Origin of the sequence: Sphingopyxis sp. H115, from assembly GCF_001468465.1 — a bacterium.
Classification (GTDB): domain Bacteria; phylum Pseudomonadota; class Alphaproteobacteria; order Sphingomonadales; family Sphingomonadaceae; genus Sphingopyxis.
The window spans coordinates 194,639-220,959 of record NZ_LNSA01000003.1 but is presented as its reverse complement, the minus strand read 5'-3'; the positions used below and the strand labels follow the sequence as shown (position 1 = coordinate 220,959).

Sequence of the window (26,321 nt, the reverse complement as noted above, 5' to 3'; positions counted from 1 at the left end):
GCCCCCCGATCATTCTTTAGAAAAGCTTTAGAACAGGAACAGGACGCAAATTCAAGGATGTGCAAGCACCGAACTCACGATGAATCCGGGGAGGCGAATATGAGTGGCAAGGAGGAACCCGTCCGACAGGTGGAGGATATCCACGGTTTTTTCCGCACCGGCACGGTTCGCGGTGTCGGGAACTGGTCCGAAACGCATGTGAGTTCGTCGAGCAGCGGCGGTGGCGGCTATATCCACAACGGATCGGGCCATATTTCGGCCCCGACGGTCAGCGTGTCGTCGACCACGACCGAGGTGATGCGCTTCTTCATGGAATATGCCGATGACGAAGAGGAGGAAGTGACGATCAAAGGCGGCGGCTTCGCCGCGCGCGAGGGGCAGCGAGTGACGGTCGTCCGTATCGGTTCGCGTCCCGACTGGGGCTATAATGTCGCCTATCACAATCATAATACGGGCTCGACCTTCGCGCCCGACCATCGGCTCGAATGGCCGCTCTACAAGCGCCCGTCGCGCAAGATGATGCTGTTCGCTCCGATCATCGGCGCCGTCGTCAGCCTGATCATTATGGTCGAGCTATGGTGGTTATTTGTCGTCGGCGCATTCGGTTGGGCCTTTTATGCCTACAGCCGAAAGAATGGCGAATATCAGCGTTTGAAGGCGGCCGTGCGGCAACGGGTCGACGAATTGCTCGTCGATGCGAAGGCGCAACATGGACGCATGAAAACCGAACTCAAGGGAGAGGCCGCATGACCGGAACTCTGCGGACGCGTTTGATTTCCTTGCCTCCGATCATGATTTCGGCGCTGCTGATCGCGACCTGCAGCAGCGGCGAGGCACCCGCGGGGGGCGGGGATGGGGCGGCCGCGCAGGCTACGGCCGGCGCGGTCGTCCCGAAGGCGAAGGCGGCAGGCGCGGTTACCGCGAGCCGTGACGCGGCTCTTCGCGCGGCTGGTTACCAACAGCGGGACGGCGTCTGGATGGCGAGCTGCGAAGACGACGTCAAACCCGTTCCGAAAGACAGCTGGTACGGACTGGAAAGCGCCGAGTTCCGCGATTTGAACGGCGACGGGGCCGACGAGGCGATCGTCAGCGGCGGCAGCAGCTATTGTTTCGGCAACACGGGCCTCGCGTTCAAGCTGCTCGCCCGGTCGGGGTCGGGCTGGACGGTGATGACCGACAGCATGGGCATCCCCGCCCTTTATCCGCGCAAGGGGATCGCCTGGCCCGATATCGAGATTGGCGGCCCGGGCAGCGACTGCTTTCCCTTCCTGCGCTGGAACGGCCGCGAATATGTCCATGGCGGCCGGTCGCTCGAAGGCCGGATCTGCGAACTCGCCCCGGCTTTCGCGCCGAACGCGAAGCCGGAGAAGGCGGGCCTGCCGATGGCGACCGGCCTTTGGGCGCGCAACCGCGCCGCGTGCGACGCCCTGGCGCGCGGGCAGGGCGACCCCGATTTCATCTTCGACGGCAAGGCCATGACCGGCCCGCAGGACTATTACAATGTCACGCCCTTCAGACCGCTGGGCGACGGACGCTACCAGACCGGCGGCGAGCATGAACGCCAGGTCATCGACATGAACAATCCCAAGTTCATCATCGTCGAACAAGGCAATTGGTGGACCGGCGGCTATAGCTGGTGCTCGTCGGCGCAAAGCTGGAAGCCTTGGGAATATTCGGAAGACAATTTTTGACGCGTTCCGGGGGGATAGCCATGATCCGTTCGCTTTTCGCATTCGCATCGGCGTTGCTGCCCGTCGCCGCGATGCTGCCGCCGCAATCCGCCGCCCGGCCGTGGCCGCGCGAGGTTCAGGCGGTCTTTGACGAGCTGAAGGCCGAATGTCGCGCGGGCGGCGGCAAGTTCGTGCCCGACCGCGCGAACTTTGCGGTTCAGACCGAAGTGACGGGCGACGGCAAACCCGACTGGGTCGTCGAATATAGCGCCGCTCATTGTTCAAACCAGGGCTATTCGGCCTGGTGCGGCACCGCCGGCTGCATGATAGCGATCTTCGGGTCGGGGCGTGGAGGGCTCACCGAGATTTTCAGCAACAATGTCCGCGGCTGGGAGGCGGTGAAGCTCGATCGCGGCGGTACCGGGCTTGGCCTGTCGGTGCACGGCACCGTTTGCGGCAGCGTCGGCGCCGACATGTGCCTCGAAGTGCTGCGTTGGGACGGGCGCAAATGGGCGGTCGCCGGACGACGGCGCGGGACACACGCGGACGTAGCAGCCGGCAGCGGCGAGGCGGCGCCCCCGCCACCGCCCGGCCACGATGCGCGCTGGCAATTCGGCGGTACTGGCGCCGGGGCGGTTGCGGCGGTCACCGGGCATCCCGAAATGGCGGCGCTGGGGCTTCGTTGCCAGCCCGGGGGCGGCCTTTACATGAGCGTCGTGCCGACCAAGGCCTTGCAACTGCCGCCTGCGGGTCGGCCGCTGCTGATCGGCTTCCGAAGCCACGCGGAATTTACCGAAACGACGCAGCAGCTGATGCTCGAACCCGGCAAGTCCGATTTCAGCGGCGCGCTCGATCCGGCGACCCGGGCGTTGCTGACGGGCGCCGACAGCGATCTTGCCGTCTATGTCAGCGTCGACGGGGGCGAAGAATGGCGGGAAATTACCTATCTCTCGCTCGCGGGATCGACCGCGGCGATCCGCTCGCTCGAACGCCAATGTCCGAAGGCCGCCGCCGCGTCATCGACGGCAAAGCCGGGTCAGTCGCGCGTCGTCCCCCTTCCGACCGGCTATTACATCGACTCGCGTCTCGGCACCTGCGCGAAGCCATTTGGCGACATGGCGATCTATCTCGCCCAGGACCGCATTGTCATGCAGCACAACAGCTGCAAGTTCACCAGCTTCAAGATGATGGACGGGCAGGCTTTCCGGCAGACCGAAAGCTGCCCCGACATCGACGGAAGCCCCGGTCCGGCGACGTTCGACTATCGCATCACCGGGCCGCAATCTTTCGAGACCGTGCTGTACGGCGACGCCTGGACATGGTGCCCTGCCGCGCAGCTTCCCGCGAAAGCGCGCTTTTACAAGGGCGCGGGGCGATAAAGGTCGGCGGTCTAGGCCGAACGCAGGATCAGGTCGTTGCAGAGGTCGGCGAGCGCGGAACCGAGATTTTCGAGTTCGCCGTCGGTGCGCGATCCGGCGACGCATGACGCCGTCATGCAAAGGCCGGGTGCGATGTCGGTCATCGCGACCGCCGCCGTGCTGACCCCGCGATGGGCATAGCCGCGATCGAGCGAAAATCCTGCTGCTGCGGCATCGCGCACTTGCCGCGCGTAATCGGCGAACGAAAGGTCGACCTGCCAGCGAATTTGGGAAAAGCGCCGTTCCAGTTCGGCGCGGTCGACCGCCTGCGCCGCTGCGATCGCACGCCCTGCGGCGCCCGCTCCCAGCGGCTGGCGCTGATTGTCGGCGAGAGCCAGCCGCATCCCCGCATCGCTTTGCGCGTGCGCGACGAGCTGCATTCGGTCGCGTGACACGATGCGCCACAAGCCCACTGCCGCCTCGACCGACTGCGCGAAATGCGCCATGCCTGCTTCGGCGCGGCCGATCAGTCGCATGGCGCGGCTTTCCGGCAATATCCCCTTTGATAGCCAGGCCGGGGCAAGGCGATAGCGCTTCTTGGGCTCTTCGCGTTCGACCGCCCCCTCTGCCGTAAGGGTTTTTAGCAAATTTAGGCAGCTCGACGGGCTGAGTCCGGTCGCCCGGGCGATGTCGGACAACGCGAGCGCAGGCGAATCCGCGAGCAGGCGAAGGATGGAAAAGGCTTGCGAGACGGAACGCACCGGGCCGGTCATGCTTCCGAGATAATTTCATATATGTGAAAAAACAATTCCTGTTGTTGAAATTATGACTGCAAATGCATATCGGAATCAGGCAGGATTCGAACGGGAGAGCGGTCATGAGCGGATGCCTCGACGGGAAGGTCGTCGCGATCACCGGCGCCGGGCGCGGAATTGGGCGTGAACTGGCGCTCCATTGCGCGGCCGAGGGCGCGGCGGTGATCGTCAACGATCCCGGCGTCGCGCAGGCAGGTGACGGCGGCGACGCCGCTCCGGCCGAAACTACCGCGAACGACATCATTGCCGCTGGCGGCAAGGCGGCCGCCAATTTCGGCAACGTCGCCGACCCCATGGAAGCTGCCGGCATCGTCGAGGATGCGGTCGCGAAGTTCGGCCGGATCGACGCGGTCGTGAATAACGCCGGCATCCTGCGCGACACGATCTGGCACAAGATGAGCTACGAAGACTGGAAGAGTGTGATTGAGGTCAATCTGACCGGTGTTTTCAACGTCTCGAAGGCCGCAACGCCTTATTTCCGCGAGCAGCAGTCGGGCAGCTTCATCCATTTTACCTCGACCAGCGGCCTGATCGGCAACATCGGGCAGGCGAATTATTCGGCGGCGAAGCTCGGCGTTGTTGCTCTGTCGCAGTCGATCGCGCTCGACATGGCGCGCGTCGGCGTGCGCTCGAACTGCATCGCGCCCTTTGCATGGAGCCGGATGACCTCGTCGATCCCCGCGACGACGCCCGCCGAGCAGGAGCGCGTCAAGCGTCTGCAGTCGATGTCGGCGGACAAGATCGCGCCGCTCGTCGCGTATCTCGCGTCGGACCTGTCGCAGGAGGTAACCAATCAGATTTTCAGCGTGCGCAAGAATGAGATATTGCTCTTTTCGAAACCGCGTCCCGTGCGTTCGATGGCGAAGCTCGAGGGCTGGACCGCTGAGGCGATTGCGAGCGAGCTGATCCCCGCCTTCCGCCCTGTCTTCGCGCGCGCCGACGAGGTGTCGGCGCATGTTTTCCTCTACGACCCGATCTGAGGACTTAAAGATGAGCAACCCCGGCATGGATGCGGACGTCTTCGAACAGTTCATCGAACAGCTTCAGCGCTATGTGCGCGAGCGCCTTCTCCCAGCGGAGAGAGAGATCATCGAGGCCGACGCGATCCCCGACGATATCCTCGCCGAAATGCGCGACATGGGCCTCTTCGGCCTGACGATCCCCGAGGAATATGGCGGCGCGGGGATGAATGTCAGCCAATATATCAAGACGATCCACACAATCAGCTATGCGATGCCGGCGTTCCGATCGATCATCTCGATCAACATCGGCATGTTCGCATCAGCGCTGAAGAATGGCGGGACCGAAGCGCAGAAGGCCGAGTGGCTGCCGCGCGTCGCCGCAGGCGAGATCGCCTGTTTCGGGCTGACCGAGCCCGGATCGGGATCGGACTCGGCGGGGCTCCAGACAACCGCGACGCAGACCGACAATGGCTGGGTCCTCAACGGCACCAAGCGCTACATCACCAATTCGCCGTTCGCGAAGGTCGGGCTGATCATGGCGCGGACGAGCAAGGAGAATCTGCCGAAGAACGCGCATGTCTCGGCCTTCGTCGTGCCTTTCGACGCCCCTGGCATCACGATCGGCAAGTCGGACAAGAAGATGGGCCAGTCGGGAAGCCATATCGCCGACGTGGTGATGGACGACGTTCGCGTCGGCGGTGAGGCGCTGCTCGGCGGCGAGCTTGGCAAGGGCTTTGCCTATGCGATGATGAGCCTCGACAACGGCCGCATGTCGGTCGGCGCCGCCGCTACGGCCTACGCCCGCCGCGCGCTCGACAGTGCGGTCCGCTATGCGACCGAGCGCAAGGCGTTCGGTGAGCCGATCGCCAACTTCCAGCTGATCCAGCAGATGCTCGCGCAGAGCGAGATCGACATCTACGCCGCCGAATGCATGATGGACGACGTCACCCGCCGCGCCGACGCGGGTGAGAATGTCCTTCGCAAGGCCGCTGCATTCAAGGTCTTTGCTAGCGAGATGTGCGGCCGCGTCGTCGATGCCTGCGTCCAGGTCTATGGCGGCGCGGGCTATCTGGCCGAATATGACGCCGAGCGCTTCTTCCGCGACGCCCGCATCTATCGCATCTACGAAGGCACGACCCAGATCCTGCAACTCCAGATCGCGAAGCACATGCTGCGCGAGTTTCACGCCCAAGGCTGACGCCCATCCATCGACCGGAGATTTGTGATGACCCTTCGCCGCGCCGCTATCGTTTCCCCGATCCGCACCTCCGTCGGCAAGTTCGGCGGCGCGCTGTCGTCGATGCCGGCGGGCGAGCTTGGCGCGGTCGTGCTGAAGGCGCTGGTCGAGCGGACGAAGATCGATCCGGCACGCGTCGACGACGTCGTCTTTAGTCAAGGTTATGGCAATGGCGAGGCACCCGCCATCGGCCACTGGTCGTGGCTCGCCGCAGGGCTGCCGCTCGAAGTGCCGGGCTACCAGCTCGACCGCCGCTGCGGTTCGGGACTGCAGGCGGTCGTCAACGCCGCGATGATGGTCCAGACGGGCATGTCCGATGTCGTCGTCGCGGGCGGCGTCGAATCGATGTCGAACGTCGAGCATTACAGCACCGACATTCGAAAGGGTGTGCGCGCCGGTAATCTGACGCTCCACGACCGGCTGACGCGCGGACGCTTGATGTCGCAGCCGGTCGAGCGCTTCGGCGTCATCACCGGTATGATCGAGACCGCCGAAAATCTGGCGAAAGACTATGATATTTCGCGCGAGGCGTGCGACGCCTATGCCGTGCGCAGCCATCAGCGCGCCGCCGCTGCTTGGGCAAACGGGCTGTTCGACGACGAACTGGTGCCGGTATCGGTGCCGCAGAAAAAGGGCGATCCGGTTGTTTTCGCGCATGACGAAGGCTATCGCGCCGATGCGACGATGGAGACGCTCGGCAAGCTGCGCGCGCTCGAAGGCGGCGTCGTTACTGCAGGCAATGCGAGCCAGCAGAATGACGCCGCCGCGGCATGTCTGGTCGTTGCCGAAGACAAGCTCGATGAGCTCGGGCTCACTCCCATTGCCTGGTATCACAGCTCGGCGGCGGCGGGATGCGACCCAAGCCGCATGGGGATCGGCCCGGTGCCCGCGGTCGAGCGGCTGTTCGCGCGCAGCGGCCTCGGCTGGGGCGATATCGACCTTGTTGAACTCAACGAAGCCTTCGCGCCGCAGGTGCTCGCGGTGCTGAAGGGCTGGGGCTGGTCGGACGACGACAGTCGGTACGAGATGCTCAACGTCAACGGATCGGGCATCTCGCTCGGCCACCCGATCGGTGCGACGGGCGGGCGCATTCTCGCCAACCTCACGCGCGAACTGGTGCGTCGCGATGGACGCTACGGGCTCGAGACGATGTGCATCGGCGGCGGGCAGGGCATCGCCGCGATCTTCGAACGCGCTGCCTGAGAAGGCCGCGCGCCGAACCCGCCCGACCGGCGATCAGAAACCGAGGTTGCGGAACGCGATGCGGAAGGAAAAGCTGTTGCCGCGCCGCGCGTCGCCGGTGTCGGCATAATCGCGCCGCCACGTCAGCGCGATCGACAGGCAATCGTCGTCATAGGCGACGCCCAGGCGGTGGCGGATCGGCTCGAACCCGTCCGCCGAACTCAGCGGATCGTCGCTTTGCTTCGTCAGATCGACGATCGCCGATCCGAACACCGACCAGTTGCTAGCGACCGCGATGCGCCCGCCGGCGCGCACTTCCTCGCGGTCCTGCAAATCCTCGCCCAGCAGCAATATGTCGCGGTTGAGGCGCGAATAGCCGACCACGGCATAGGTCGAACGGCTGCCGATCGTCGCGTCGAATTCGTTGCGACGGATCGCCAGATTATCCTTGTCCAGCCGGTAACGGTGGGTTAGCCGCAGGAAATCGCGATACGCAACGGTCGTCCGTCCGACGATATCCGACGTGCGATCGGTCAGTCCGGTGCCGTCGGGGAACAGGCTGGGCTTGTCCGATAGGCGATAGCTTTGCCCGACGACGCTGCTGATATTGAAACCCGGCCGGCTGAAATTCCATTCGAGACCATAGGTAATGCGGGCGCCGTCTTCGAACCGATCGTAACCGTTGAAGCGGTTGATCGAGAAGAGATTGCCGTCTTCGAGGTCGAACGCGCGCGAATCCTCGTTCGGGATATCGAGATTCTTGATCGGCGGAGTCGCGACGATCTGGACGCGCGGCGTCAGCGTCTGCGTCCCCCCCAGAAATTCGCCGACGAACGGCCAGCGCATGTCGGCGGCGACCGCCGCGATCCCGCGTCCCTGCCACCCCGATTTGCCGCGATAGCCGGGAATGGCGGTCAGCAGATTCTCGTCGCTGTGATAAACGTCGCCGCGCACCAGCGCGGTCAGCGTCACTTCCTGGCCCAGGCTCGTCAGGCCGCGCAGGTCCCAGCGCGCGCCGGCAAAGGCACGCTGCGTGTCTTGTCCCTCGGTTCGCCCGATCGCGAGCGTGTTGAGCTGCAATTCGAGCTTCCCGCCGAGCAGCGGATCGTCGAACCGCTGGCGATAATCGATGATCGGCAGTGCGATCGGCTGCTGGCCCTGGTCGTCGTTGCGGCGCAGCGTCTGCGTCGCCCAGCCGGCGATCGACAAATAGCTCTGGTTGCCGATCCGTTCGAGTTCGAAGGTCGAGCGTAGCCGGTCGTCGCGGCTGATGTCGTAGCGCCGCATGAAGGTGCGGTCGGTCGCGATGCGGCCCGAATAGGTGAGGCTCCAGCGCGGATCGAACTGGAATTTTCCTGCGCTTTCCAGATAGCCGCGAAAGCGTTTTTCGCTATCGGGATCGTCGCCGGTCAGCGGGACGAGCGAGCCGTAGGTCGCATAGCCGTTGATACGAAAGGACCCGATATCGGTCAGCGCACGGAATTCGCCCTCCAGCATCGGCGCCGCGCTCGTATAGACATGCGGCGTGATCGTGATGTCGCGGTCGGGCGCAAGCCGCAGATAATAGGGTACGGCGATTTCGAAGCCGTTGCTGCGGTCGAGCCGGATTTCCGGCACCAAGATGCCGCTGCCCGCTTCGCTGTTCGCCGGGTGGCTGAGGCCGGGCAGGGGGATCAAAGGCAGGCCGAAAATCTCTACGCGCGCGCCCTTGTACCGGATCTTGTTCTTTGCCCGGTCGTACATCACGCGGACGGCGCGAATCTGCCAGCTCGGATTCTTCGGGCAGCCCGCGTCATCTTCGACGGGGCAGGGCGTGTAGGCGGCGTTCTCCAGCTCGATATTGCCATTGTCGAAGCGGGTGCCCTTGACCGCCGCGAGCCGCGATCCATTGTCGAGCACGACCAGCAGATTCTCGACGACGCCGTCGCGCAAACTGTCGGTCAGCTCGATCTTGTCGCCATAGGCGGTGTCGCCTTCGGGATTCTTGATCGTGACATTGCCCTCGGCGAAAACCTGGCCCGTCTTGCGATTCCACGTCACCTTGTCCGCGCGCATCTCAATCGCTTCGCGGTTCATCTGGACATTGCCCTCGGCGATGACGATTTCGGTGTCGCTGTCGTAATTGAGATTGTCGGCGGCAAAACCCACCTGTTCCTCGCCCTGAACGTCGGGCGCGTCGGAGGCTGTAGGAACGACATCGGGCGTCTGCAGGACCGGCTCGCCGGCGACATCTTCGGACTGGGCCGGATTCGGCTCGGCTTGGGCCATCACCGGGCTGGCCACCAGCGCGGCGCCGCTCGCCGTCGCCAGCCAGAACGACCGCGCACGCGCCGCTTGTCGGAACAAAGCCCAAGTCATTTGATATCTTTGTCCCACACCTTATCTTGCGTCCACCCGGATTGGACCGGCTGCTTTGTTTTTGCAACTCGCAGGCGAAACCCCTATCGGTCCGCCACGTTCCAATCAATCATCGCATAAGAAAGTTAAGGCATGGACATTCAGTTTGTCGCGCAAATCGATGCGTCTGCCGACGTCGTCGCATTTCCGGTCCGCAAGGGCGAAGCCGGTGCGCTCGGCGCACTTCTCGGCGCGGCGGCGGCGCAGGCGCGCTTTGACGGCACCGCGGGGACGATCGCCGAAACCGCGACCATCGACGGCGGCGCGGCGAAGCGCCTGCTTCTGGTCGGGATCGGCGAGGGCGGCGAGCATGACCTCGAGCGCGGCGGTGCGGCGCTGACCGCGAAGCTCCAGACGAGCGGCGTGACGCATGTCCATGTCGATTTCGCCAGCGCGGGGCAGAGCGACGCCGACGACGTCCTTGCCTTTGGCATGGGCGCGCTGCTGCGCAATTGGCGCCTCGACACCTATCGCACGCGCCTTGCGGACAAGGCGAAGCCGAGCCTCAAAATGGTGACGATCGGGTCGCCGCACGGAGATCTGTCGGCACGCTGGGCGGAAAACGAGGCGATCGCGGCAGGGGTCGCCTTCACCCAGACGCTCGTCGCCGAGCCGCCGAACATCCTCTATCCCGAAAGCTTCGTCGAACGCTGCCAGCATCTTGCCGACCTCGGCATCGAGCTCGATGTTCTCGACGAGCGGCAGATGAAGGCGCTCGGCATGGGCGCGCTGCTCGGTGTCGCGCAAGGCTCGACGCGGCCGCCGCGCCTGCTCGCGATGCGCTGGAACGGCGGTCAGCCGGGCGACAAGCCGATCGCTTTCGTCGGCAAGGGCGTGACCTTCGACACCGGCGGGATTAGCATCAAGCCGGCCGCGGGCATGGACATGATGAAATGGGACATGGGCGGTGCTGGCGCGGTCGCGGGCGCGATGAAGGCGATTGCCGGACGCAAGGCGAACGCCAATGTCGTCGGCATCGTCGGCCTGGTCGAGAATATGCCCGATGGCAATGCGATGCGCCCCGGCGATATCGTTTCCACCATGTCGGGTCAGACCGTGGAAGTGCTCAACACCGATGCCGAAGGGCGGCTCGTGCTCTGCGACGCGGTCACCTGGACGCAGAAGGTTTATAGCCCTTCTGTGATCGTCGATCTGGCGACGCTGACCGGCGCGATGGTGATCTCGCTCGGCCACGAATATGCGGGCATTTTCGCCAATGACGACAGCCTTGCCGAGCAGCTGGTCGCCGCAGGCGAGGTGTCGAACAACAAGCTGTGGCGCTTCCCGCTGTCGCCTGCCTACGACAAGCTGATCGACAGCCCGATCGCCGACATGAAGAATGTCGGCCCGCGCGAGGGCGGATCGATCACCGCGGCGCAGTTCATCAAGCGCTTCGTCGACGAAGGCGTCAAATGGGCGCATCTCGATATCGCGGGCATGGCTTGGCATGACAAGGACGGCCCGGTCTATGCGAAGGGTGCGACCGGATATGGCGTGCGCCTGCTCGACCGCTATATCGCCGCCAACCACGAAGGCTGAAGGGCCGGGGCAGGAGAAGCGGGATGCCGCGCGTCGACTTTTACCGGCTGACCCGCGACCCCGCCGAAAAGGTGCTCCCTGCGCTTGCGACGCGTATTCTGGCGACCGGCGACCGCCTGCTGGTGGTTGCCGCACCGGCGATGCAGCGGCAGGCGATCGACGCTGCGCTCTGGTCGCATCAGCCGGCGAGCTTTCTGCCGCACGGCCATGCCGCTTCGGCCGACGAGGAGATCGAGCCGATCCTGATCGCTGGCACGCTCGATCCGTCGCCGCCGAACCGCGCAACCTATCTCGCGCTCGCCGATGGCGAGTGGCGCGACGAGGCGCTCGGATTCGAACGCACTTTCCTGCTTTTCGACAACAGCCGCATCGACGACGCCCGCGCGCTGTGGCGCACGCTCGCGGCGCGTGAGGATATCGACAATCGCTTCTGGAAACAGGATGAAAACGGACGCTGGTCCGAGGGGCCATAGCTGTGACCGGGGTCACGGCGCGGCACCCCATCGATGCTAGGGAAATGACGAACAGCAGCTGGAGTTGATCATGACCAAGTCGCCGACCCCGATTCTTGCCGCACTTGCCGCGGCGCTTTTGCTTGCTGGCTGCGGATCGAGCGAGGAGACCGAAGTTGCGAGCGGTACCTATACCGACCCAGAGACCGGCCAAAGCGCCGATTACAAGGTGACCGCCAGCGACGATGGCGCCAGCAATATCCGGATCAAAACCGAAGATGGCGAGATGGTGTTCGGCGGCGGCGGCGCCAATGCCAAGCTGCCTGCAGGCTTCGCTCCCTTTCCCGGCACGAAGATGACCGGCGGTTTCGCGGCGACCGGCAAGGACGGGCAGGGTGGCATGGCGAGCTTCGAGGTCGATGGCAAGGCAGCCGACGTCATCGCCCATTTTCGCAAGCAGGCGGAAGCGCAGGGAATGAAAGTCACCCGCGAGATGAAGGCCGGCGACACATTGATGTTCGGGGCCGAGGCGGCGGGTTCGGGCAAGGCGGGCGTTCAGGTCACCGCGACGCAGGTCGGCGCGACGGTCAATGGCAGCGTGACCTACGGCGTCGGTCGCTGAGGACGCTCCCGCAGATGCTCGCGTGTCTCCGCTTGCCGCGCGGCAAAAGCGCGGCTAGAGGCGCGCGCATCGCAAACCATAACATCGCAGGAGCTTTCCCATGGCGGTCACCCGCACCTTTTCGATCATCAAGCCCGATGCTACCCGCCGCAATATCACCGGCGCGGTCACCAAGATGCTGGAAGACGCCGGCCTGCGCGTCGTCGCGTCGAAGCGCATCCACATGAGCCGCGAACAGGCCGAGGGCTTCTACGCGGTCCACAAGGAACGCCCCTTCTTCGGCGAACTCGTCGATTTCATGATCAGCGGCCCCGTCGTCGTCCAGGTCCTCGAAGGCGAAGATGCGATGCAGCGCAACCGCGACATCATGGGCGCGACCAACCCCAAGGATGCCGCGCCCGGCACGATCCGCAAGGAATTGGCCGAAAGCATCGAAGCGAACACCGTGCACGGTTCGGACAGCGACGAGAACGCCGCGATCGAAATCGCCTACTTCTTCAAGCCCGAAGAAATCGTCGGCTAATCCCACCGGGATGACGAAAAAAATGGCCGCCGGAGCGATCCGGCGGCCTTCTTCGTTCGGAGCTGCGAGCCCGGCGCCGCGCGCATGTCTGCGTTCCGGACTAGGTCGGGCGTTCGTCAAACCATTTTCGCCGTCGATGCGTGGCGTCGACGCGGCGAGCCAAGGCATTCAGCGGAAATGGCAATACGAAACCGGCGACCAGCAAGAGATAGACGATCGGCGATCCGGGGGCCGAAATCATGAACCAGCTACCGACGGCCCAGCAAATGCCGACGGTCGCGAGGATGGCGTATTTGAACAGATTGTGCCGGCGGTGGTGGCGCGCATAGCTCGCTTTCACGATGGGGCGATGCTGGAACCTTTCGGAGACCGAGCGCCGCCACGCGTGCAGGTCGCGCTCATAACGCGTTGCTTCGTAGGCCGATGCCGAGAAGAAGAGTAATGCCATCGCGGCCGCGGCGAAGGTCTTCCAGCCAGCGAAATAGGCGGCGCCGCCGACCGAGATCAAGCCCAAGACGGAGAGGATCGCGACAATTGCGCCGGCGGTGAACTCTCGTTCGCTATGGCGGCCGAGTAATCGATTGGCTTCGCGTTCCAGCGTCCGGGCCTCGTCCGTCGTCAATAGGCGGGCATGTCCCTCGCTATCGAAATAGATCCACCCTTTTACGGTTTCGCGTATCCACAGCGATATGCGTGCCTGCTGGGCTTCGCGCCAGTTTTCGCTCGACCTCGACCGTTGAGTTTGCATCGGCCCGCAATATCCAAAATTGCTTAATGGCGGCCTATCGCCAATCAAAAATCCTCCGCAATCCCTATCAGCCCCGCAAGCTTCTTCGGCGCCACCGCCAGCCAGCTCTTGCGCAGCCATTCGGTGATCGCGTCCCAGTCGGTGTCGCCCAGATCGAGGCGGATGCCGATCCAGCCGTCGCCGAAATAGGGCGGGCGGTAATAGCGTTCGCCGTCCATTTCGATCAGCGCCGCCTGTTCGTCACCGCCGCTGATCTTCACCAGCAGCGCAACTTTGCCGTCGCCGTGATGATCTTCGGTAAAATAGGCGAATTTCTTGCCCTTCACGATCCCGAAGCACGGCATGCCGTGCGAGACGACCTCGTCGGCCTCAGGCAAGGCCATCGCGAGCTCGCGCACGCGGCCGCGCAGATAATCGGGCGACCGCTCTCGCGTGACGAACGCGGCGAGGGTGGCGGGATAGAGTTGGTGCTCGGCAAAGCGCACGCGCGCGGCCAGCGTCTCGGCGGTGTCGCCGGGCAGGATCGCGACCTTGGTCTGCGCCAGCACCGGCCCATCGTCGAGTTCGGGGGTGACGACATGCACGCTGCACCCCCCGAACTTGTCGCCCGCATCGATGGCGTGTTGGTGCGTGTTCAGCCCCTTATATTTGGGGAGCAGGCTGGGGTGGATATTGAGCATCCGTCCCGCCCAGCGCGCGACGAATTCGTCGGACAATATACGCATATAGCCCGCCAGCGCGACATATTCGGCGCCCGCCGTGCGCAATTGCTCGTCGACCAGTGCGTCGAACGCGTCGCGGTTCATGCCCTTGTGCGACAGGCTCCAGGTTGCGATTCCCTCGGCTTCCGCAATTTCAAGACCAGCTGCGCCGGGATCGTTGCTGCCGACGAACACCAGCTCATAGGGGCAGGCTTCGGCTTTCGCGGCATAGAGCAGCGCTGCCATATTGGTGCCGGCGCCTGAAATCAGGACGGCGACACGCGCCTTAGCCATTATGCGTGGCGCTCCATGCTGTCCGCGCGCTCCACGTCTCGGCGCTGCCGGTCACGGTGCAGCCTTTTTCGCCCTCGGCAATATGGCCGATGCGGACCACCGTTTCGCCTGCGGCTTCGAGCGCCGCCGCCACGTCGGCGACATCGCTTTCGGCCACGACCACCGCCATGCCGATGCCGCAGTTGAAGGTGCGCGCCATTTCTTCGGGCTCGATATTTCCCTGCGCCTGCAGGAAGGCCATCAACCGCGGCTGCGCCCACGCGTCGGCATCGATATGCGCGTGCAGCGTTTTCGGCAGCACGCGCGGGATATTTTCAAGCAGCCCGCCGCCGGTGATATGCGCCAGCGCGTGGATATGGCCGGTCTTCACCAGCGGCAGCAGGCTTTTCACATAGATGCGCGTCGGCGCCATCAGCGCGTCGATCAGCAGGATATTCTGGTCGAACAGCGCGGGACGGTCGAGCTTCCAGCCCTTGTCCGCAGCGAGCCGGCGCACGAGCGAAAAGCCGTTCGAATGCACCCCCGACGAGGCGAGGCCCAGAATGACGTCGCCCGCCGCCACCTTGTCGGCGGTCAGCACCTGGTCGCGCTCGACCGCGCCTACGCAGAAGCCCGCAAGGTCATAATCGCCGTCCGAATACATGCCCGGCATTTCGGCGGTTTCGCCGCCGATCAGCGCGCATCCCGCCTGCTTGCACCCTTCGGCAATGCTCGCGACGACTTCGGTTGCGACTTGGTTGTCGAGCTTACCCGTCGCATAATAATCGAGGAAAAACAGTGGTTCGGCGCCCTGCACGATCAGGTCGTTCGCGCACATTGCGACGAGGTCGATGCCCACGCCGTCATGCCTGCCCGATTCGATCGCGAGTTTGAGCTTGGTGCCGACCCCGTCGTTCGCGGCGACGAGCAGCGGGTCGTTGAACCCCGCCGCTTTCAGATCGAAAAAGCCACCAAAACCGCCCAGATCGGCATCGGCGCCGGGACGCCGCGTCGCACGGGCGAGCGGCGCGATGGCACGGACCAGCGCATTGCCGGTCTCGATCGATACGCCGGCCTCGGCATAAGTGTAGGAGGCGGGTTGCCCGTCTGACTTGTTGTGCTTGGAATCCATGGCCCGCGCGACTAACGCTTCCCGCCGACAATTGCCATGATTTCCTTGTCGGGGATCGCTCTTCGGGGCAAAGAATAGAGAAGATATGACTTCGGCCGCTTCCCCCCGCCTCCAATCCGGTTTCGACCTTCGCGCGCGCATGTCTCGCGGCTGGCGCTGGCCCGCTCTTTTCGGCTTGTTGTTCGCGATCCTTCTCGCCGGCATCGTCGAAGGCCAGATCAGCCGCGGCGATCGCGGCATTACCCCGATCAACAGCAGCGGCGATTTCCTTGCCAGCGGTATCATGGTCGATGTGACCGGCGATAATGCCGATGATGCGCGTGAAAAGGGCTGGCGTGAGGCGCAGCGGCTCGGCTGGGCGCAACTCTATCGCAAGCTCAACGGCACCGACGGGCCCAAGCTTGGCGATTCGGTGCTCGACGGCATCGTCACCGCGATCGTGGTCGAGGAAGAACAGATCGGCCCGCGCCGTTATGTTGCGAAGCTCGGCGTGCAATTCGACCGCGTCCGTGCGGGCCAGATCCTCGGCGTCAGCGGTCGGACTTTGCGCTCGCCGCCGCTGCTCGTCATCCCCGTCTATTCGATCGACGGCATCCCGCAGGTGTTCGAACAGCGCAGCGCCTGGCAGCGCGCGTGGGCCGAATATAATACGGGGCAGAGCGCGATCGACTATGTTCGCACCGCGGGCACCGGCGCTGATACGCTGCTGATCAACGCGGGGCAGACCGGCCGCCGGGGCCGCGTCTGGTGGCGCGTGATCCTCGATCAATATGGCGCCGCCGACGTGCTCACGCCGATCGCGCGCGTCGAATATTCCTACCCCGGCGGACCGGTGAAAGGCATTTTCACCGCGCGCTTCGGGCCCGACAACAAGCTGATCTCCAGCTTTTCGATGACCGGGCCCAGTCCCGCGGCGCTGCCTGATATGATGGAAAAGGCCGTCGCCCGGATGGACCGCATCTATATCGACGCGCTGACGGCCGGCATTCTCAAGACCGACACCTATCTCGTCCTCGAAAAGCCGGTCGAAAAGGAAGATCTGCCCGAAGAGACCGCGACCGACGAAGAGGCGCTGCCGACCGAAACCGACAACAGCGTACCGACTGCAGCGCCGGTCGGGGTGCAGAGCTTCAGCGTCCAATATAATTCGCCCGACGTCGATTCGGTGACCGCGACCGAGCGTGCAGTCGGCGGCGTTGCCGGGGTGCAGTCGGCATCGACGACCAGCCTCGCGCTTGGTGGAACGTCGGTGATGCGCGTGACCTTCCGCGGCGACATCGGCGCGCTCAAGGCCGCTCTGGAAGCCCGCGGTTACAAGGTGCAGGAAGGCGGCAGCACGCTCAGGATCAGTCGCTGATGGCGCGCACGTCGGGACAGATTGCCCTGCCGCTCGATTGGAGCGCGGGCGGGGCGAACGACGGGCCGTTGATCGTCGGGACCAGCAATGCCGATGCGGTACGCTATTTGCGCCACGTCGCGACCTGGCCGGTGCGCACTGCCGTGCTCACCGGCCCGCGCGGGTCGGGGCGCAGCCTGATGGGGCGGCTGTTCGCTGCCGAAACTGGCGGCCGCGTCATCGACGGCCATGACAGCGTATCCGAAGAGGAGCTATTCCACGCCTGGAACGCCGCGCAGGCGAACGATGGACAGTTGCTCGTCGTCGCCGACGCGCCCCCGGCCGAATGGAATATCGCCTTGCCCGATCTCCGCTCGCGCCTGGCCGCCGTGCCGGTCCTGACGATCGGCGACCCCGACGACTGCCTGGCACGCGACCTGATCGAGACGCTGTTCGCGCAGCGTGGCATCGCTCTCGCGCCCGAGGTGGCATCCTATATCGTCCCACGGATGGAGCGCAGCTATGCGATGATCCACCGCATCGTCGCCGCCCTCGACACCGCTTCGCTCGAACAGGGGCGGCGGGTCGGGGTCCGTCTTACGCGTGAAACATTATTGTCACAGGGGCTGATCGATCCCGATCTCCTTGAAAGGCAGGATGAAGCGACATGTCGATAGCTGACAGCCCCCTTCGCGCGGACAATGATGCGGATAGGGCATTGACTCCGCCGACATTCGGCCCCGAACGCTTCTTCAACCGCGAACTCAGCTGGCTGGCCTTCAATCGCCGTGTGATGGAGGAAGCGCGCAACCCTGCGCATCCTCTGCTCGAACGCCTGCGCTTCCTGTCGATTTCGGGCAGCAATCTCGACGAATTCTTCATGGTTCGCGTCGCCGGGCTTAAGGGGCAGCAGCTTCAGGGAATCGACGATCCCTCAGCGGATGGCCGCTCGCCGGGGCAGCAGCTCGCCGAGATCGAGGCCGAGGTGAACCGGTTGGTCGACCAGCAGCAGAGCGAATGGCAATTGCTGCACAAACAACTCGCCGAACAGGGCATCGTCGTCCACGGCACGGGATCGAACAAGGAAGCGCTGCGTTCGGTGCTGCGCCAATATTTTATCGACCAGATTTTTCCGATTCTGACGCCGCAGGTGCTCGACCCGGCGCATCCCTTTCCCTTCATCCCGAATCGCGGGCTGGGGGTGATTTTCGATCTGCAGCGCAAGGCGACGGGCGATACGGTGCGCGAACTGGTGATGATTCCGGCATCGCTGCCGCGCTTCGTTCCGGTGCCGGGGCAGGCGACAAGCTTCGTGCCCGTCGAATATCTGATCGAATTGTTCGGTGACCTACTGTTTCCTGGCTTCAATATCCGCTCATTGGGCGTGTTCCGCATCATCCGCGACAGCGACATCGAACTTGAGGAGGAAGCGGAGGATCTTGTCCGCCTGTTCCGCACCGCGATCCGCCGCCGCCGCCGCGGCCGCGTGATCCTGATGGAACTCGAAGCCGACATGCCCGCCGAAATCGCGGCGGTGCTCAATGCCGATATCCAGGGGCACGAGGCGATCGTCGCCAAGATCGGTGGCTTCATCGGCCTCGCGGCGCTCTCGGCGCTTGTCGATGTCGATCGTCCCGACCTGAAATTTCCCGCTTACTCGCCGCGCTTTCCCGAGCGGATTCGCGAACATGGCGGCGACTGTTTTGCGGCGATCCGTTCGAAGGACATCGTCGTCCACCATCCTTATGAGAGTTTCGATGTCGTGCTCTCTTTCCTCCGCCAGGCGGCCGCCGATCCGGATGTCGTCGCGATCAAGCAGACGCTTTACCGCGCGGGCAACCAGTCGCCGGTGATCCGCGCGCTGATCGAAGCGGCGGAAGCGGGCAAATCGGTGACCGCCGTGGTCGAACTCAAGGCGCGCTTCGACGAGGAACAGAATCTCCTGTGGGCGAACCAGCTCGAACGCGCCGGGGTGCAGGTCGTCTACGGCTTCATCGAGTGGAAGACGCACGCCAAGATTTCGATGGTCGTGCGCCGCGAAGGGCAGGGCTATCGAACCTATTGCCACTTCGGCACCGGCAATTACCACCCGGTCACCGCGCGTATCTATACCGATTTGAGCTTCTTTACCGCCGACCCGCGCGCCGGCCGCGACGCGGCGCAGCTGTTCAATTACATCACCGGCTATGTCGAGCCCGAGCGGCTCGATCTCATCACCATGTCGCCGCTCAACATGCGCCAGCATCTCAGCGAACTGATCGACGCCGAAATCGCCGCGGCAAAGGCGGGCGCGCCGTCGGGTGTCTGGGCCAAGATGAACAGCCTCGTCGACCCCGACATCATCGACAAGCTTTATGAAGCGAGCGCGGCGGGCGTGCCGGTCGAACTGATCGTCCGCGGTATCTGTTGCCTGCGTCCGGGCGTGCCGGGGCTTTCCGAAACGATCCGCGTCAAATCGGTCGTTGGCCGCTTCCTTGAGCACAGCCGCGTCTGGGCGTTCGCCAACGGTGCGCCGCTGCCGCATCGCGGCGCCAAGCTCTACATCAGCAGCGCCGACTGGATGCCGCGCAACTTCGATCGCCGCGTCGAATATATGATCCCGATCGAAAACCCGACCGTCCACGACCAGATTCTCGACCAGGTGCTCGTCGCGAACCTGATCGACAATGAACAAAGCTGGATATTGCTGCCCGACGGCACCTCCGTTCGGGTAAAAACGGACGACAAGCCCTTCAACCTGCATCATTATTTCATGAACAACCCTTCGCTTTCGGGCCGCGGCACCGCGCTCCACCAACGCCAGGATGTCCCGACGCTCGCGTTGAACATGAATGAAGATTGAGACGATAGGCTTGCTGCGCACATCCAAACAGACGGTCCGCCGTTCGGCGGTCATCGACATCGGTTCCAACTCGGTACGTATCGTTGTTTATGAAGGACCCGCGCGCGCGCCGGCCGTGATCTTCAACGAAAAGGTCGCCGCGGGCCTCGGTCGCGGGCTCGCCATCGACGGCCGCATCGCCGAAGAAGACGCCGAGCGCGGCCTGACGGCACTCCGCCGCTATGCGCTTCTTGCCCGCCATATGGAGGTCAAGGACCTGCAGTGCGTCGCGACCGCGGCGGTCCGCGACGCGGCGAACGGTCCCGATTTTATCGCCGCCGCTGCCGAGGCGGGCCTGAAGATCCGGCTGCTGTCGGGCGAGGAAGAAGCCGAGGCGGCCGGCTACGGGGTGCTCGCCGCCATCCCCGATGCGCGCGGCATCGCTGTCGATCTCGGCGGCGGGAGCCTCGAACTCGCTGAAGTCGCCGACGGCAAGGTCGGCCGCTGCGCGTCGTTCCCGCTCGGCGTGCTGCGCCTGCCCGCGCTGCGCAAGGACGGGCAGCAGGCTTTCGAGCGTGCGATCCGCAAGCTGCTGCGCGATGCCGGTTGGCCCGGGGGGCTGACCGGTCTTCCGCTCTATCTGGTCGGCGGCTCGTGGCGCGCGCTGTCGCGCCTCGATCTCGAACTGACGAACGACCCGCTCGCGGTGCTCGACCAGCATACTCTGCCGCGGACGGCGCTACGCCGTCTTGTCCGCGCCACCAAACGGCTGACCTTCGAACAGTTGCGGGCGATCCCGGGCATGGCGTCGAACCGCGCGGCGGCCTTGCCTGACGCCGCCGCTTTGCTTGCCGCGCTCGCGAACATCATCGATGTCCCCGAAATGACCGTGTCCTCGTCCGGTTTGCGCGAAGGGCTGCTCTACCAGGCCCTCGACTTCGAGACGCGTGCGCAGGATCCGCTGATCGTGGCTGCCGAGTTCGAGGGGCGCCGGCTGGCGCGTTTTGCGCCGCATGGCCGGGCGATCACCGAATGGATCGCGCCCTTGTTCACCGGCGAAGCGACGGCCGACAGCCGCGTCCGGCTCGCCGCGAGCCTGCTCAGCGATGTCGCCTGGTCGGCCAATCCCGATTTCCGCGCCGAACGGGGCACTGAAATCGGCCTGCATGGCAATTGGCGCGGCATCGATATTCCGGGCCGTATCCTGCTCGCCCGCGCGCTGCACGCGGGCTTTGGCGGCGCCGACAGCGATTTTCCCGCGATGGGCGATCTGGTCAGCGCCGACCGGCTAGCCCGGGCCAGGCAATGGGGCCTCGCGATCCGGCTTGCGCAGCGTCTGACCGGGGGCGTCGAAGCGCCGCTCAAGGGGAGCGGCATCGCGCTGGTTAACGGAAAGCTGCAACTCCGTCTCGCCCGCGGCTGGCATCACCTTGCCGGCGAGTCGGTCGAGCGCCGCCTGCGCGCGCTGGCGCAGGCGCTCGACGCCAAACCCGAGATGCTGCTGCTTTAGTGGCCGGTCATTCGGCGCCGGAGCCGGCGTCGATCTCGCTCATCACCAGCTTGCCGTTCTTGACCGCGAAGCCCATGCGGCCTTCGACGAGGTCGAGCGCGGCGTGGCCGAAGACGTCGTAGCGCCAGCCTTGCATCATCGCGATGCCGTCGCGTCCGCCTGCCGCCAGTGCTTCAAGATCATCGCTGCGGGCGATCAGCCGCGCCGCGACATTGAGTTCGCGTGCCCGGATCTTTAGCAACAGTTTCAGCAGGTCCGCGACAAGCACGCCCTCCTTGCCGAGCCCCGGCCCGCGCGGTGTGCGGTCGGGCATGTCGTCTTTCGACAGCGGTTTCGCATTGGCGAGCGCATCGATCAGCCGGGCGCCGATATCGTTCGTGCGCCAGGTCGCCGATAATCCGCGGACGCGGCCGAGGCCGTCCTGGTCCTTTGGCGGGTGCGCGGCGAGGTCGGCCAGCGTCTCGTCCTTTACGATGCGGCCGCGCGGGAGATTCTTGTTGCGCGCTTCGCGTTCGCGCCAGGCGGCGAGCGCCTGCAACCGGCCGAGGACATCGGGCTTGCGCGACGGGATCTTGATCCGCTGCCACGCCTTGTCGGGATCGACGCTGTAATTGGCGGGGTCCGCCAGCTTCTCCATTTCCTCGTCCAGCCAGTGCCCGCGGCCGGTCTTGATCAGCTTGGCGAGCATCATCGGGAAAATTTTGGCGAGGTGCGTGACGTCGCCGATCGCATAGTCGATCTGGCGCTTGTCGAGCGGACGGCGGCTCCAGTCAGTAAAGCGCGCGCCCTTGTCGAGCTGGACGCCGATCCACGCTTCGACGAGGTTCGAATAGCCGACCTGTTCGGCCTGTCCGATCGCCATCTGGCCGATCTGCGTGTCGAAGATCGGGTGCGGGGTTTTACCCGTCAGGTTGAAGATGATTTCGACATCCTGCCCGCCGGCATGAAAGACTTTCAACATCTCTTCATTATCGACGAGCAGGTCGAGCAGGGGTTTGAGGTCGATGCCCGGTGCCATCGGGTCGATCGCCGCGGCATGCTCGCGGTCCGCCACCTGGATCAGGCAAAGCTCTGGCCAGAAGGTGTTTTCGCGCATGAACTCGGTATCGACCGCGATGAAATCGCTGGTCCGGATGAGGTCGCAGAATTCGACCAGCGCGGCGTTGGTTTCGATCAACGGATGGACTTGCATAGCGCGCCTATACAGCTAGTTGAAAGGAACGGGCAGGAAAATTTGCGGAGCACCTGACCGTCGCTCTTCGGGTCGCGGAGCCGGAACACCGGCCATGGGAAAACGAAGGGATTGGGGCATGATCTGGATTGGTTGGGCGCTGGCCGCGCTCGGGTTTGCGCTGCTTGTCGGCCAATATGCTGCCGGACAGGCGGATGTTTTCGTGTCGATCGCCAACCCGCGACCGCTCGACGAGGACAGGATGGTCGTGACGCTGAAGGGTTGGGGCTTCGCGGCGCAAGCTGCGCAGCCGTTCGTGATGCCCGAGTCCGACCATGGCCTGTGCGACGTCCGCGTCTTTGCCACGCGGCGCCAGATGCTCGTTGCGATCGCCAGCTTCGGTTTCCTGCGTCCCGTAACCGTCGCATGGCGCGCCCATGCCGGCATCCTTCCGCTGGGAGACGCGTGATGCCGATTGTCAGGCTTGGCGATGAAGGCCGATGGACCAACTATCACGGCACAGGTCGCTGCGAGGAGGCGACGCGGTTCGCGCTGCGCAGCGGCGACGCCGCGCGCGGGCGCGACGAGATCGCGATTGCGGCGAAGGCCGTGCAGGACTGGCTCGCGGAAGCGCGAGCTGCGGGCCGCCGCGTCCGCCCGCTCGGCGCGGGCTGGTCGCCCTCGAACGTCAATATAAGCTCGCAAAGCTGGCTGCTCCACACGCGCCGCTTCAACCGTTGCTTTCGCGTCGATGCCGCCGACGTCCGCCCGGGTATCGACGCCGGCGCCTTGATGCTCATCGAGGCAGGAGCGCTTGTCGACGAGGTTTCGGACAAGTTCGAGGAACAAGGCCGCTCGCTCTGGACCAGCGGTGCGGGGAACGGGCAAACCTTTGCCGGGGCCTGCGCGACGGGGACGCATGGCTCGATGATCGGGCGCGGCGGCATCCAGGACCATATCCGTGCGGTGCAGATCGTCACGCCGGGCGGCATCCACTGGATCGAGCCCGATGCGGGCGTGATGAGCGACGCCTTCATCGCCGCGACGGGCTCGACCCAGATCCGCGACGACGCGCTGTTCGCCGCGGCGCAACTCCCCGTCGGCTCGCTCGGCATCGTCACCGCGCTCGTGGTCGACAGCGTGCCTAAATTCCTCGTTCGTCCGATCCAGAATTTGCGCAAGGTCGAACCGGCGGCGCTGAACTGGTTGGCCGAAGGCGATTTCCGGCGCTTCTCGGCGGCTTACGCGCTCGATCGGGACCCCGATTTCGTCCAGATGATCTTCAATCCCTACAAGCCGTTCAAGCGGCCCGCGATGCTCCGCTTCCTCTATCGCGAACCGTGGCGTGACGATTATGCGCGCGCGACCCCTGCGCAGCTTGGCGCGGGTTATGACGCGCTCAGCCTGCTCGGGCGATTGCTCGACGATTATCCGTGGGCGCGCGGCGCGCTGCTGCAATTTGCGATGAAGATGGGCTATGCCGCTGGCCCCGACGTTGACGATCCGCCGGTCTATGGCAGCTGGGGCGAGGGGCTCGACACCCACCGTCCGCTGGCCGATCTGTTCAACGCCTCGGTTACCGTCGATCGCGCCGATCTTGCTTACGCGTTTGAACGCATCTGCGCCGTCTATGCGCGCCACGGCGGCTCGACCGTCGTCACCGTGCGGTTCATGGTGCGCGCGCAGGGGTTGCTCGCGCCCGCGCGCTTCCCGCATAATGCGGTTATCGATTTCGACGGTCCGCGTAGCCAGCGTACCGCAGACGCTTATGCTCGGGTCGTCGAATGTCTCGACGCCGAAGGGATCGCCTTCACACGCCACTGGGCGAAAAGCTGCCGTCTCGATGCCGCGCGGGTCGCGTCCGACTATGGCGAGGATTTTCGTCGCTGGCGCGCGGCGCGCGATCGGCTGATTCCCGATCCGGCGCATCGGGCGCTGTTCGGCAGCGCGGTACTCGACGGGCTGGGCCTGACCTGCTGATTTGGCCTTCGACCCTTGACAAATGGCGCGCCGACCTGCCTTAGGCGCGGCCATAAATCACGTTAAAGCTGATTTCCTTCATTCATCGAAAGACCAGAAAATGCACGCCTATCGCACCCACACCTGCGCCGATCTTCGCGCCGCCAACGTTGGCGAGGAAGTCCGCCTTTCGGGCTGGGTGCATCGGACGCGCGAGCATGCGAATGTCCTCTTCGTCGATCTTCGCGATCATTATGGGATCACCCAGATCGTCGTCGAGACCGGATCGGACCTTTATCCCACGGTCAATGCCCTTGGCCCTGAGTCCGTCCTGACCTTCACCGGCAAGGTCGCGGCGCGTTCGCCCGAAACACTGAACCCCAAACTCGCGACCGGCGAAATCGAAATCTACCCGAGTGCGGTGACCGTCCAGTCGGCCGCCGATCGCCTGCCGCTGCCTGTGTTCGGCGACACCGAATATCCCGAGGAAATTCGCCTTACCAATCGTTTCCTCGACCTGCGTCGCGAACGGCTGCACAAGAATATCGTGCTGCGCTCGAACGTCATTTCGTCGCTGCGCCGCCGGATGATCGATCAGGGTTTCACCGAATTCCAGACGCCGATCCTGACCGCAAGCAGCCCCGAGGGCGCGCGCGACTATCTGGTCCCCAGCCGCGTCCACCCCGGCAAATTCTATGCGCTGCCGCAGGCGCCGCAGATGTTCAAGCAGTTGCTGATGGTCGCTGGTTTCGACCGCTATTTCCAGATCGCGCCCTGCTTCCGCGACGAGGATGCGCGCGCCGACCGCTCGCCGGGCGAATTCTACCAGCTCGATTTCGAGATGAGCTTCGTCACGCAGGACGACGTCTTCAACGCCATCGAGCCCGTGCTGCATGGCGTGTTCGAGGAATTCGCCGATTTCGACGGCAAGGGCCGCACCGTGTCGCCGCTGCCGTTCAAGCGCATCCCCTACCGCGAATCGATGCTGAAATATGGCAGCGACAAGCCCGATTTGCGAAACCCGCTGCTCGTCCATGACGTGGGTGATTTCTTCAAGGGATCGGGCTTCGGCCGTTTCGCGACCATGGTCGAGGAAGGGCAGGTCGTCCGCGCAGTCGCCGCCCCTGAAACGCATGAAAAGAGCCGCAAATTCTTCGACGAGATGAACAGCTGGGCACAGTCCGAAGGCTTCCCGGGGCTTGGCTATGCGACGCAGAAGGACGGCGTGTTCGGCGGCCCGATTGCGAACAATCACGGCCAGGAGGGCATGAAGGCGATCGCCGATGCGATGGGTCTCGGCCCGAACGACAGTATCTTCTTCGCCGCGGGCGTCGAAGCGAAGGCGGCGAAGCTGGCCGGTCTGGCGCGCACCCGCGTCGCCGATCAGCTCGGCCTGATCGACAAGAGCCGGTTCGAATTCTGCTGGATCGTCGACTTCCCGATGTTCGAGGCCGACGAGGAAACCGGCAAGATCGATTTCAGCCACAATCCCTTCTCGATGCCGCAGGGCGAGATGGAGGCGCTAACCACCAAGGATCCGCTCGACATCCTCGCTTACCAGTATGACATCGTGTGCAACGGCGTCGAACTGTCGTCGGGCGCGATCCGGAACCATCGCCCCGACATCATGTACAAGGCGTTCGAGATCGCAGGCTACAGCCAAGCCGACGTCGATGCCAATTTCAGCGGCATGATCAACGCCTTCAAGTTCGGCGCGCCGCCGCACGGCGGATCGGCGCCGGGCGTCGACCGCATCGTGATGCTGCTCGCCGACGAGCCCAATATCCGCGAAGTGATCGTGTTTCCGATGACGCAGAAGGCTGAGGATCTGATGATGGGCGCCCCGGCGCCGGTCAGCGAAAAGCAGCTGAAGGAACTCAGTATCCGGCTCGTCGACGGCTCGAAGAGCTAAG

The 26,321-nt window shown here is 64.4% G+C and carries 23 protein-coding genes; 17 read left to right on the top strand and 6 right to left on the bottom strand.

Annotated elements, in window-relative coordinates; all coding sequences use genetic code 11:
• The first annotated feature begins 99 nt into the window (after nt 1–99).
• The 3 genes from ATE71_RS04020 to ATE71_RS04010 are packed head-to-tail and all read left to right on the top strand — an operon-like array spanning nt 100 to nt 3,049.
• On the top strand, nt 100–750 hold the full coding sequence (locus ATE71_RS04020; protein WP_152998635.1) for a hypothetical protein: 651 nt from the start codon (nt 100–102) through the stop codon (nt 748–750).
• Nucleotides 747–1,691 carry a hypothetical protein gene (locus ATE71_RS04015; protein WP_152998634.1) on the top strand — a complete coding sequence of 315 codons (945 nt, stop codon included), beginning with the start codon at nt 747–749 and terminating at the stop codon, nt 1,689–1,691. Before ATE71_RS04020 ends, ATE71_RS04015 begins: the two co-directional genes overlap by 4 nt.
• Before the next feature lie 20 nt (nt 1,692–1,711).
• Nucleotides 1,712–3,049 (top strand): hypothetical protein, encoded by a 1,338-nt coding sequence (locus ATE71_RS04010; RefSeq protein WP_058802143.1) that lies wholly within the window; start codon nt 1,712–1,714, stop codon nt 3,047–3,049.
• An 11-nt stretch (nt 3,050–3,060) separates the two neighbouring features.
• On the opposite strand, the gene ATE71_RS04005 is transcribed toward ATE71_RS04010, so the two are convergent.
• On the bottom strand, nt 3,061–3,801 hold the full coding sequence (locus ATE71_RS04005) for a helix-turn-helix domain-containing protein (protein WP_058802142.1): 741 nt from the start codon (nt 3,799–3,801) through the stop codon (nt 3,061–3,063).
• A 104-nt stretch (nt 3,802–3,905) separates the two neighbouring features.
• On the opposite strand from ATE71_RS04005, the gene ATE71_RS04000 reads away from it, so the two are divergent.
• The 3 genes from ATE71_RS04000 to ATE71_RS03990 are packed head-to-tail and all read left to right on the top strand — an operon-like array spanning nt 3,906 to nt 7,245.
• Entirely contained in the window at nt 3,906–4,823 is a 918-nt protein-coding gene (locus ATE71_RS04000; RefSeq protein ID WP_058802141.1) for an SDR family NAD(P)-dependent oxidoreductase, read from the top strand.
• A 10-nt stretch (nt 4,824–4,833) separates the two neighbouring features.
• On the top strand, nt 4,834–6,003 hold the full coding sequence (locus ATE71_RS03995) for an acyl-CoA dehydrogenase family protein (protein WP_058802140.1): 1,170 nt from the start codon (nt 4,834–4,836) through the stop codon (nt 6,001–6,003).
• 27 nt (nt 6,004–6,030) lie between these two features.
• The gene (locus tag ATE71_RS03990; protein ID WP_058802139.1) at nt 6,031–7,245 is read left to right on the top strand and encodes an acetyl-CoA C-acetyltransferase; all 1,215 of its coding nucleotides are present in this window, start codon (nt 6,031–6,033) and stop codon (nt 7,243–7,245) included.
• Nucleotides 7,246–7,278: 33 nt separating this feature from the next.
• Here the strand turns inward: ATE71_RS03990 and ATE71_RS03985 are convergent, their stop codons facing one another.
• Nucleotides 7,279–9,582, bottom strand: coding sequence for an LPS-assembly protein LptD (locus ATE71_RS03985; RefSeq protein WP_058802138.1), 2,304 nt, complete (start codon nt 9,580–9,582; stop codon nt 7,279–7,281).
• A 132-nt stretch (nt 9,583–9,714) separates the two neighbouring features.
• Here ATE71_RS03985 and ATE71_RS03980 point away from each other — a divergent pair, with 132 nt between their 5' ends.
• The 4 genes from ATE71_RS03980 (at nt 9,715) to ndk (ending at nt 12,757) form a co-directional block, all read left to right on the top strand.
• Complete coding sequence (locus ATE71_RS03980; RefSeq protein WP_058802137.1) at nt 9,715–11,160, top strand: leucyl aminopeptidase; 1,446 nt, start codon at nt 9,715–9,717, stop codon at nt 11,158–11,160.
• 23 nt (nt 11,161–11,183) lie between these two features.
• Nucleotides 11,184–11,633 carry a DNA polymerase III subunit chi gene (locus ATE71_RS03975; RefSeq protein ID WP_058802136.1) on the top strand — a complete coding sequence of 150 codons (450 nt, stop codon included), beginning with the start codon at nt 11,184–11,186 and terminating at the stop codon, nt 11,631–11,633.
• Nucleotides 11,634–11,703: 70 nt separating this feature from the next.
• On the top strand, nt 11,704–12,234 hold the full coding sequence (locus ATE71_RS03970; RefSeq protein WP_058802135.1) for a hypothetical protein: 531 nt from the start codon (nt 11,704–11,706) through the stop codon (nt 12,232–12,234).
• Between the two features lie 100 nt (nt 12,235–12,334).
• Nucleotides 12,335–12,757, top strand: a complete 423-nt coding sequence (gene ndk / locus ATE71_RS03965) for a nucleoside-diphosphate kinase (RefSeq protein WP_039575124.1) — start codon at nt 12,335–12,337, stop codon at nt 12,755–12,757.
• Between the two features lie 100 nt (nt 12,758–12,857).
• On the opposite strand, the gene ATE71_RS03960 is transcribed toward ndk, so the two are convergent.
• The 3 genes from ATE71_RS03960 to purM form a co-directional block, all read right to left on the bottom strand.
• Nucleotides 12,858–13,379, bottom strand: coding sequence for a hypothetical protein (locus ATE71_RS03960; RefSeq protein ID WP_152998633.1), 522 nt, complete (start codon nt 13,377–13,379; stop codon nt 12,858–12,860).
• A 170-nt stretch (nt 13,380–13,549) separates the two neighbouring features.
• On the bottom strand, nt 13,550–14,500 hold the full coding sequence (gene purN / locus ATE71_RS03955; protein ID WP_058802133.1) for a phosphoribosylglycinamide formyltransferase: 951 nt from the start codon (nt 14,498–14,500) through the stop codon (nt 13,550–13,552).
• Complete coding sequence (gene purM, locus ATE71_RS03950) at nt 14,493–15,611, bottom strand: phosphoribosylformylglycinamidine cyclo-ligase (protein WP_058802132.1); 1,119 nt, start codon at nt 15,609–15,611, stop codon at nt 14,493–14,495. The genes purN and purM overlap by 8 nt, the downstream gene beginning before the upstream one ends.
• A gap of 178 nt (nt 15,612–15,789) precedes the next feature.
• Between purM and ATE71_RS03945 the strand changes: the two genes are divergently transcribed.
• The 4 genes from ATE71_RS03945 to ATE71_RS03930 are packed head-to-tail and all read left to right on the top strand — an operon-like array spanning nt 15,790 to nt 21,278.
• The gene (locus ATE71_RS03945; protein WP_235587893.1) at nt 15,790–16,968 is read left to right on the top strand and encodes a heavy-metal-associated domain-containing protein; all 1,179 of its coding nucleotides are present in this window, start codon (nt 15,790–15,792) and stop codon (nt 16,966–16,968) included.
• Nucleotides 16,968–17,624 (top strand): HdaA/DnaA family protein, encoded by a 657-nt coding sequence (locus tag ATE71_RS03940; RefSeq protein WP_058802130.1) that lies wholly within the window; start codon nt 16,968–16,970, stop codon nt 17,622–17,624. Before ATE71_RS03945 ends, ATE71_RS03940 begins: the two co-directional genes overlap by 1 nt.
• The gene (locus tag ATE71_RS03935; protein ID WP_058802129.1) at nt 17,615–19,789 is read left to right on the top strand and encodes an RNA degradosome polyphosphate kinase; all 2,175 of its coding nucleotides are present in this window, start codon (nt 17,615–17,617) and stop codon (nt 19,787–19,789) included. Before ATE71_RS03940 ends, ATE71_RS03935 begins: the two co-directional genes overlap by 10 nt.
• Nucleotides 19,779–21,278 (top strand): Ppx/GppA family phosphatase, encoded by a 1,500-nt coding sequence (locus ATE71_RS03930; RefSeq protein ID WP_058802128.1) that lies wholly within the window; start codon nt 19,779–19,781, stop codon nt 21,276–21,278. The genes ATE71_RS03935 and ATE71_RS03930 overlap by 11 nt, the downstream gene beginning before the upstream one ends.
• 7 nt (nt 21,279–21,285) lie before the next feature.
• Here the strand turns inward: ATE71_RS03930 and rnd are convergent, their stop codons facing one another.
• The gene (rnd, locus tag ATE71_RS03925) at nt 21,286–22,470 is read right to left on the bottom strand and encodes a ribonuclease D (protein ID WP_058802127.1); all 1,185 of its coding nucleotides are present in this window, start codon (nt 22,468–22,470) and stop codon (nt 21,286–21,288) included.
• 118 nt (nt 22,471–22,588) lie between these two features.
• Between rnd and ATE71_RS03920 the strand changes: the two genes are divergently transcribed.
• From ATE71_RS03920 to aspS, 3 genes are all read left to right on the top strand, one after another.
• Nucleotides 22,589–22,918 carry a hypothetical protein gene (locus ATE71_RS03920; protein ID WP_058802126.1) on the top strand — a complete coding sequence of 110 codons (330 nt, stop codon included), beginning with the start codon at nt 22,589–22,591 and terminating at the stop codon, nt 22,916–22,918.
• Entirely contained in the window at nt 22,918–24,429 is a 1,512-nt protein-coding gene (locus tag ATE71_RS03915; protein WP_058802125.1) for an FAD-binding protein, read from the top strand. The genes ATE71_RS03920 and ATE71_RS03915 overlap by 1 nt, the downstream gene beginning before the upstream one ends.
• Nucleotides 24,430–24,529: 100 nt before the next feature.
• Nucleotides 24,530–26,320 (top strand): aspartate--tRNA ligase, encoded by a 1,791-nt coding sequence (gene aspS, locus ATE71_RS03910; protein ID WP_058802124.1) that lies wholly within the window; start codon nt 24,530–24,532, stop codon nt 26,318–26,320.
• Nucleotide 26,321 lies beyond the last annotated feature (1 nt).

What these genes read in the sequence shown, in the direction of transcription:
- ATE71_RS04020 (WP_152998635.1), top strand. Translation starts at nt 100, where the DNA reads ATGAGTGGCAAGGAGGAACCCGTCCGACAGGTGGAGGATATCCACGGT.
- ATE71_RS04015 (WP_152998634.1), top strand. Translation starts at nt 747, where the DNA reads ATGACCGGAACTCTGCGGACGCGTTTGATTTCCTTGCCTCCGATCATG.
- ATE71_RS04010 (WP_058802143.1), top strand. Translation starts at nt 1,712, where the DNA reads ATGATCCGTTCGCTTTTCGCATTCGCATCGGCGTTGCTGCCCGTCGCC.
- ATE71_RS04005 (WP_058802142.1), bottom strand. Translation starts at nt 3,801, where the DNA reads ATGACCGGCCCGGTGCGTTCCGTCTCGCAAGCCTTTTCCATCCTTCGC.
- ATE71_RS04000 (WP_058802141.1), top strand. Translation starts at nt 3,906, where the DNA reads ATGAGCGGATGCCTCGACGGGAAGGTCGTCGCGATCACCGGCGCCGGG.
- ATE71_RS03995 (WP_058802140.1), top strand. Translation starts at nt 4,834, where the DNA reads ATGAGCAACCCCGGCATGGATGCGGACGTCTTCGAACAGTTCATCGAA.
- ATE71_RS03990 (WP_058802139.1), top strand. Translation starts at nt 6,031, where the DNA reads ATGACCCTTCGCCGCGCCGCTATCGTTTCCCCGATCCGCACCTCCGTC.
- ATE71_RS03985 (WP_058802138.1), bottom strand. Translation starts at nt 9,582, where the DNA reads ATGACTTGGGCTTTGTTCCGACAAGCGGCGCGTGCGCGGTCGTTCTGG.
- ATE71_RS03980 (WP_058802137.1), top strand. Translation starts at nt 9,715, where the DNA reads ATGGACATTCAGTTTGTCGCGCAAATCGATGCGTCTGCCGACGTCGTC.
- ATE71_RS03975 (WP_058802136.1), top strand. Translation starts at nt 11,184, where the DNA reads ATGCCGCGCGTCGACTTTTACCGGCTGACCCGCGACCCCGCCGAAAAG.
- ATE71_RS03970 (WP_058802135.1), top strand. Translation starts at nt 11,704, where the DNA reads ATGACCAAGTCGCCGACCCCGATTCTTGCCGCACTTGCCGCGGCGCTT.
- ndk (WP_039575124.1), top strand. Translation starts at nt 12,335, where the DNA reads ATGGCGGTCACCCGCACCTTTTCGATCATCAAGCCCGATGCTACCCGC.
- purN (WP_058802133.1), bottom strand. Translation starts at nt 14,500, where the DNA reads ATGGCTAAGGCGCGTGTCGCCGTCCTGATTTCAGGCGCCGGCACCAAT.
- purM (WP_058802132.1), bottom strand. Translation starts at nt 15,611, where the DNA reads ATGGATTCCAAGCACAACAAGTCAGACGGGCAACCCGCCTCCTACACT.
- ATE71_RS03940 (WP_058802130.1), top strand. Translation starts at nt 16,968, where the DNA reads ATGGCGCGCACGTCGGGACAGATTGCCCTGCCGCTCGATTGGAGCGCG.
- ATE71_RS03935 (WP_058802129.1), top strand. Translation starts at nt 17,615, where the DNA reads ATGTCGATAGCTGACAGCCCCCTTCGCGCGGACAATGATGCGGATAGG.
- ATE71_RS03930 (WP_058802128.1), top strand. Translation starts at nt 19,779, where the DNA reads ATGAAGATTGAGACGATAGGCTTGCTGCGCACATCCAAACAGACGGTC.
- rnd (WP_058802127.1), bottom strand. Translation starts at nt 22,470, where the DNA reads ATGCAAGTCCATCCGTTGATCGAAACCAACGCCGCGCTGGTCGAATTC.
- ATE71_RS03920 (WP_058802126.1), top strand. Translation starts at nt 22,589, where the DNA reads ATGATCTGGATTGGTTGGGCGCTGGCCGCGCTCGGGTTTGCGCTGCTT.
- ATE71_RS03915 (WP_058802125.1), top strand. Translation starts at nt 22,918, where the DNA reads ATGCCGATTGTCAGGCTTGGCGATGAAGGCCGATGGACCAACTATCAC.
- aspS (WP_058802124.1), top strand. Translation starts at nt 24,530, where the DNA reads ATGCACGCCTATCGCACCCACACCTGCGCCGATCTTCGCGCCGCCAAC.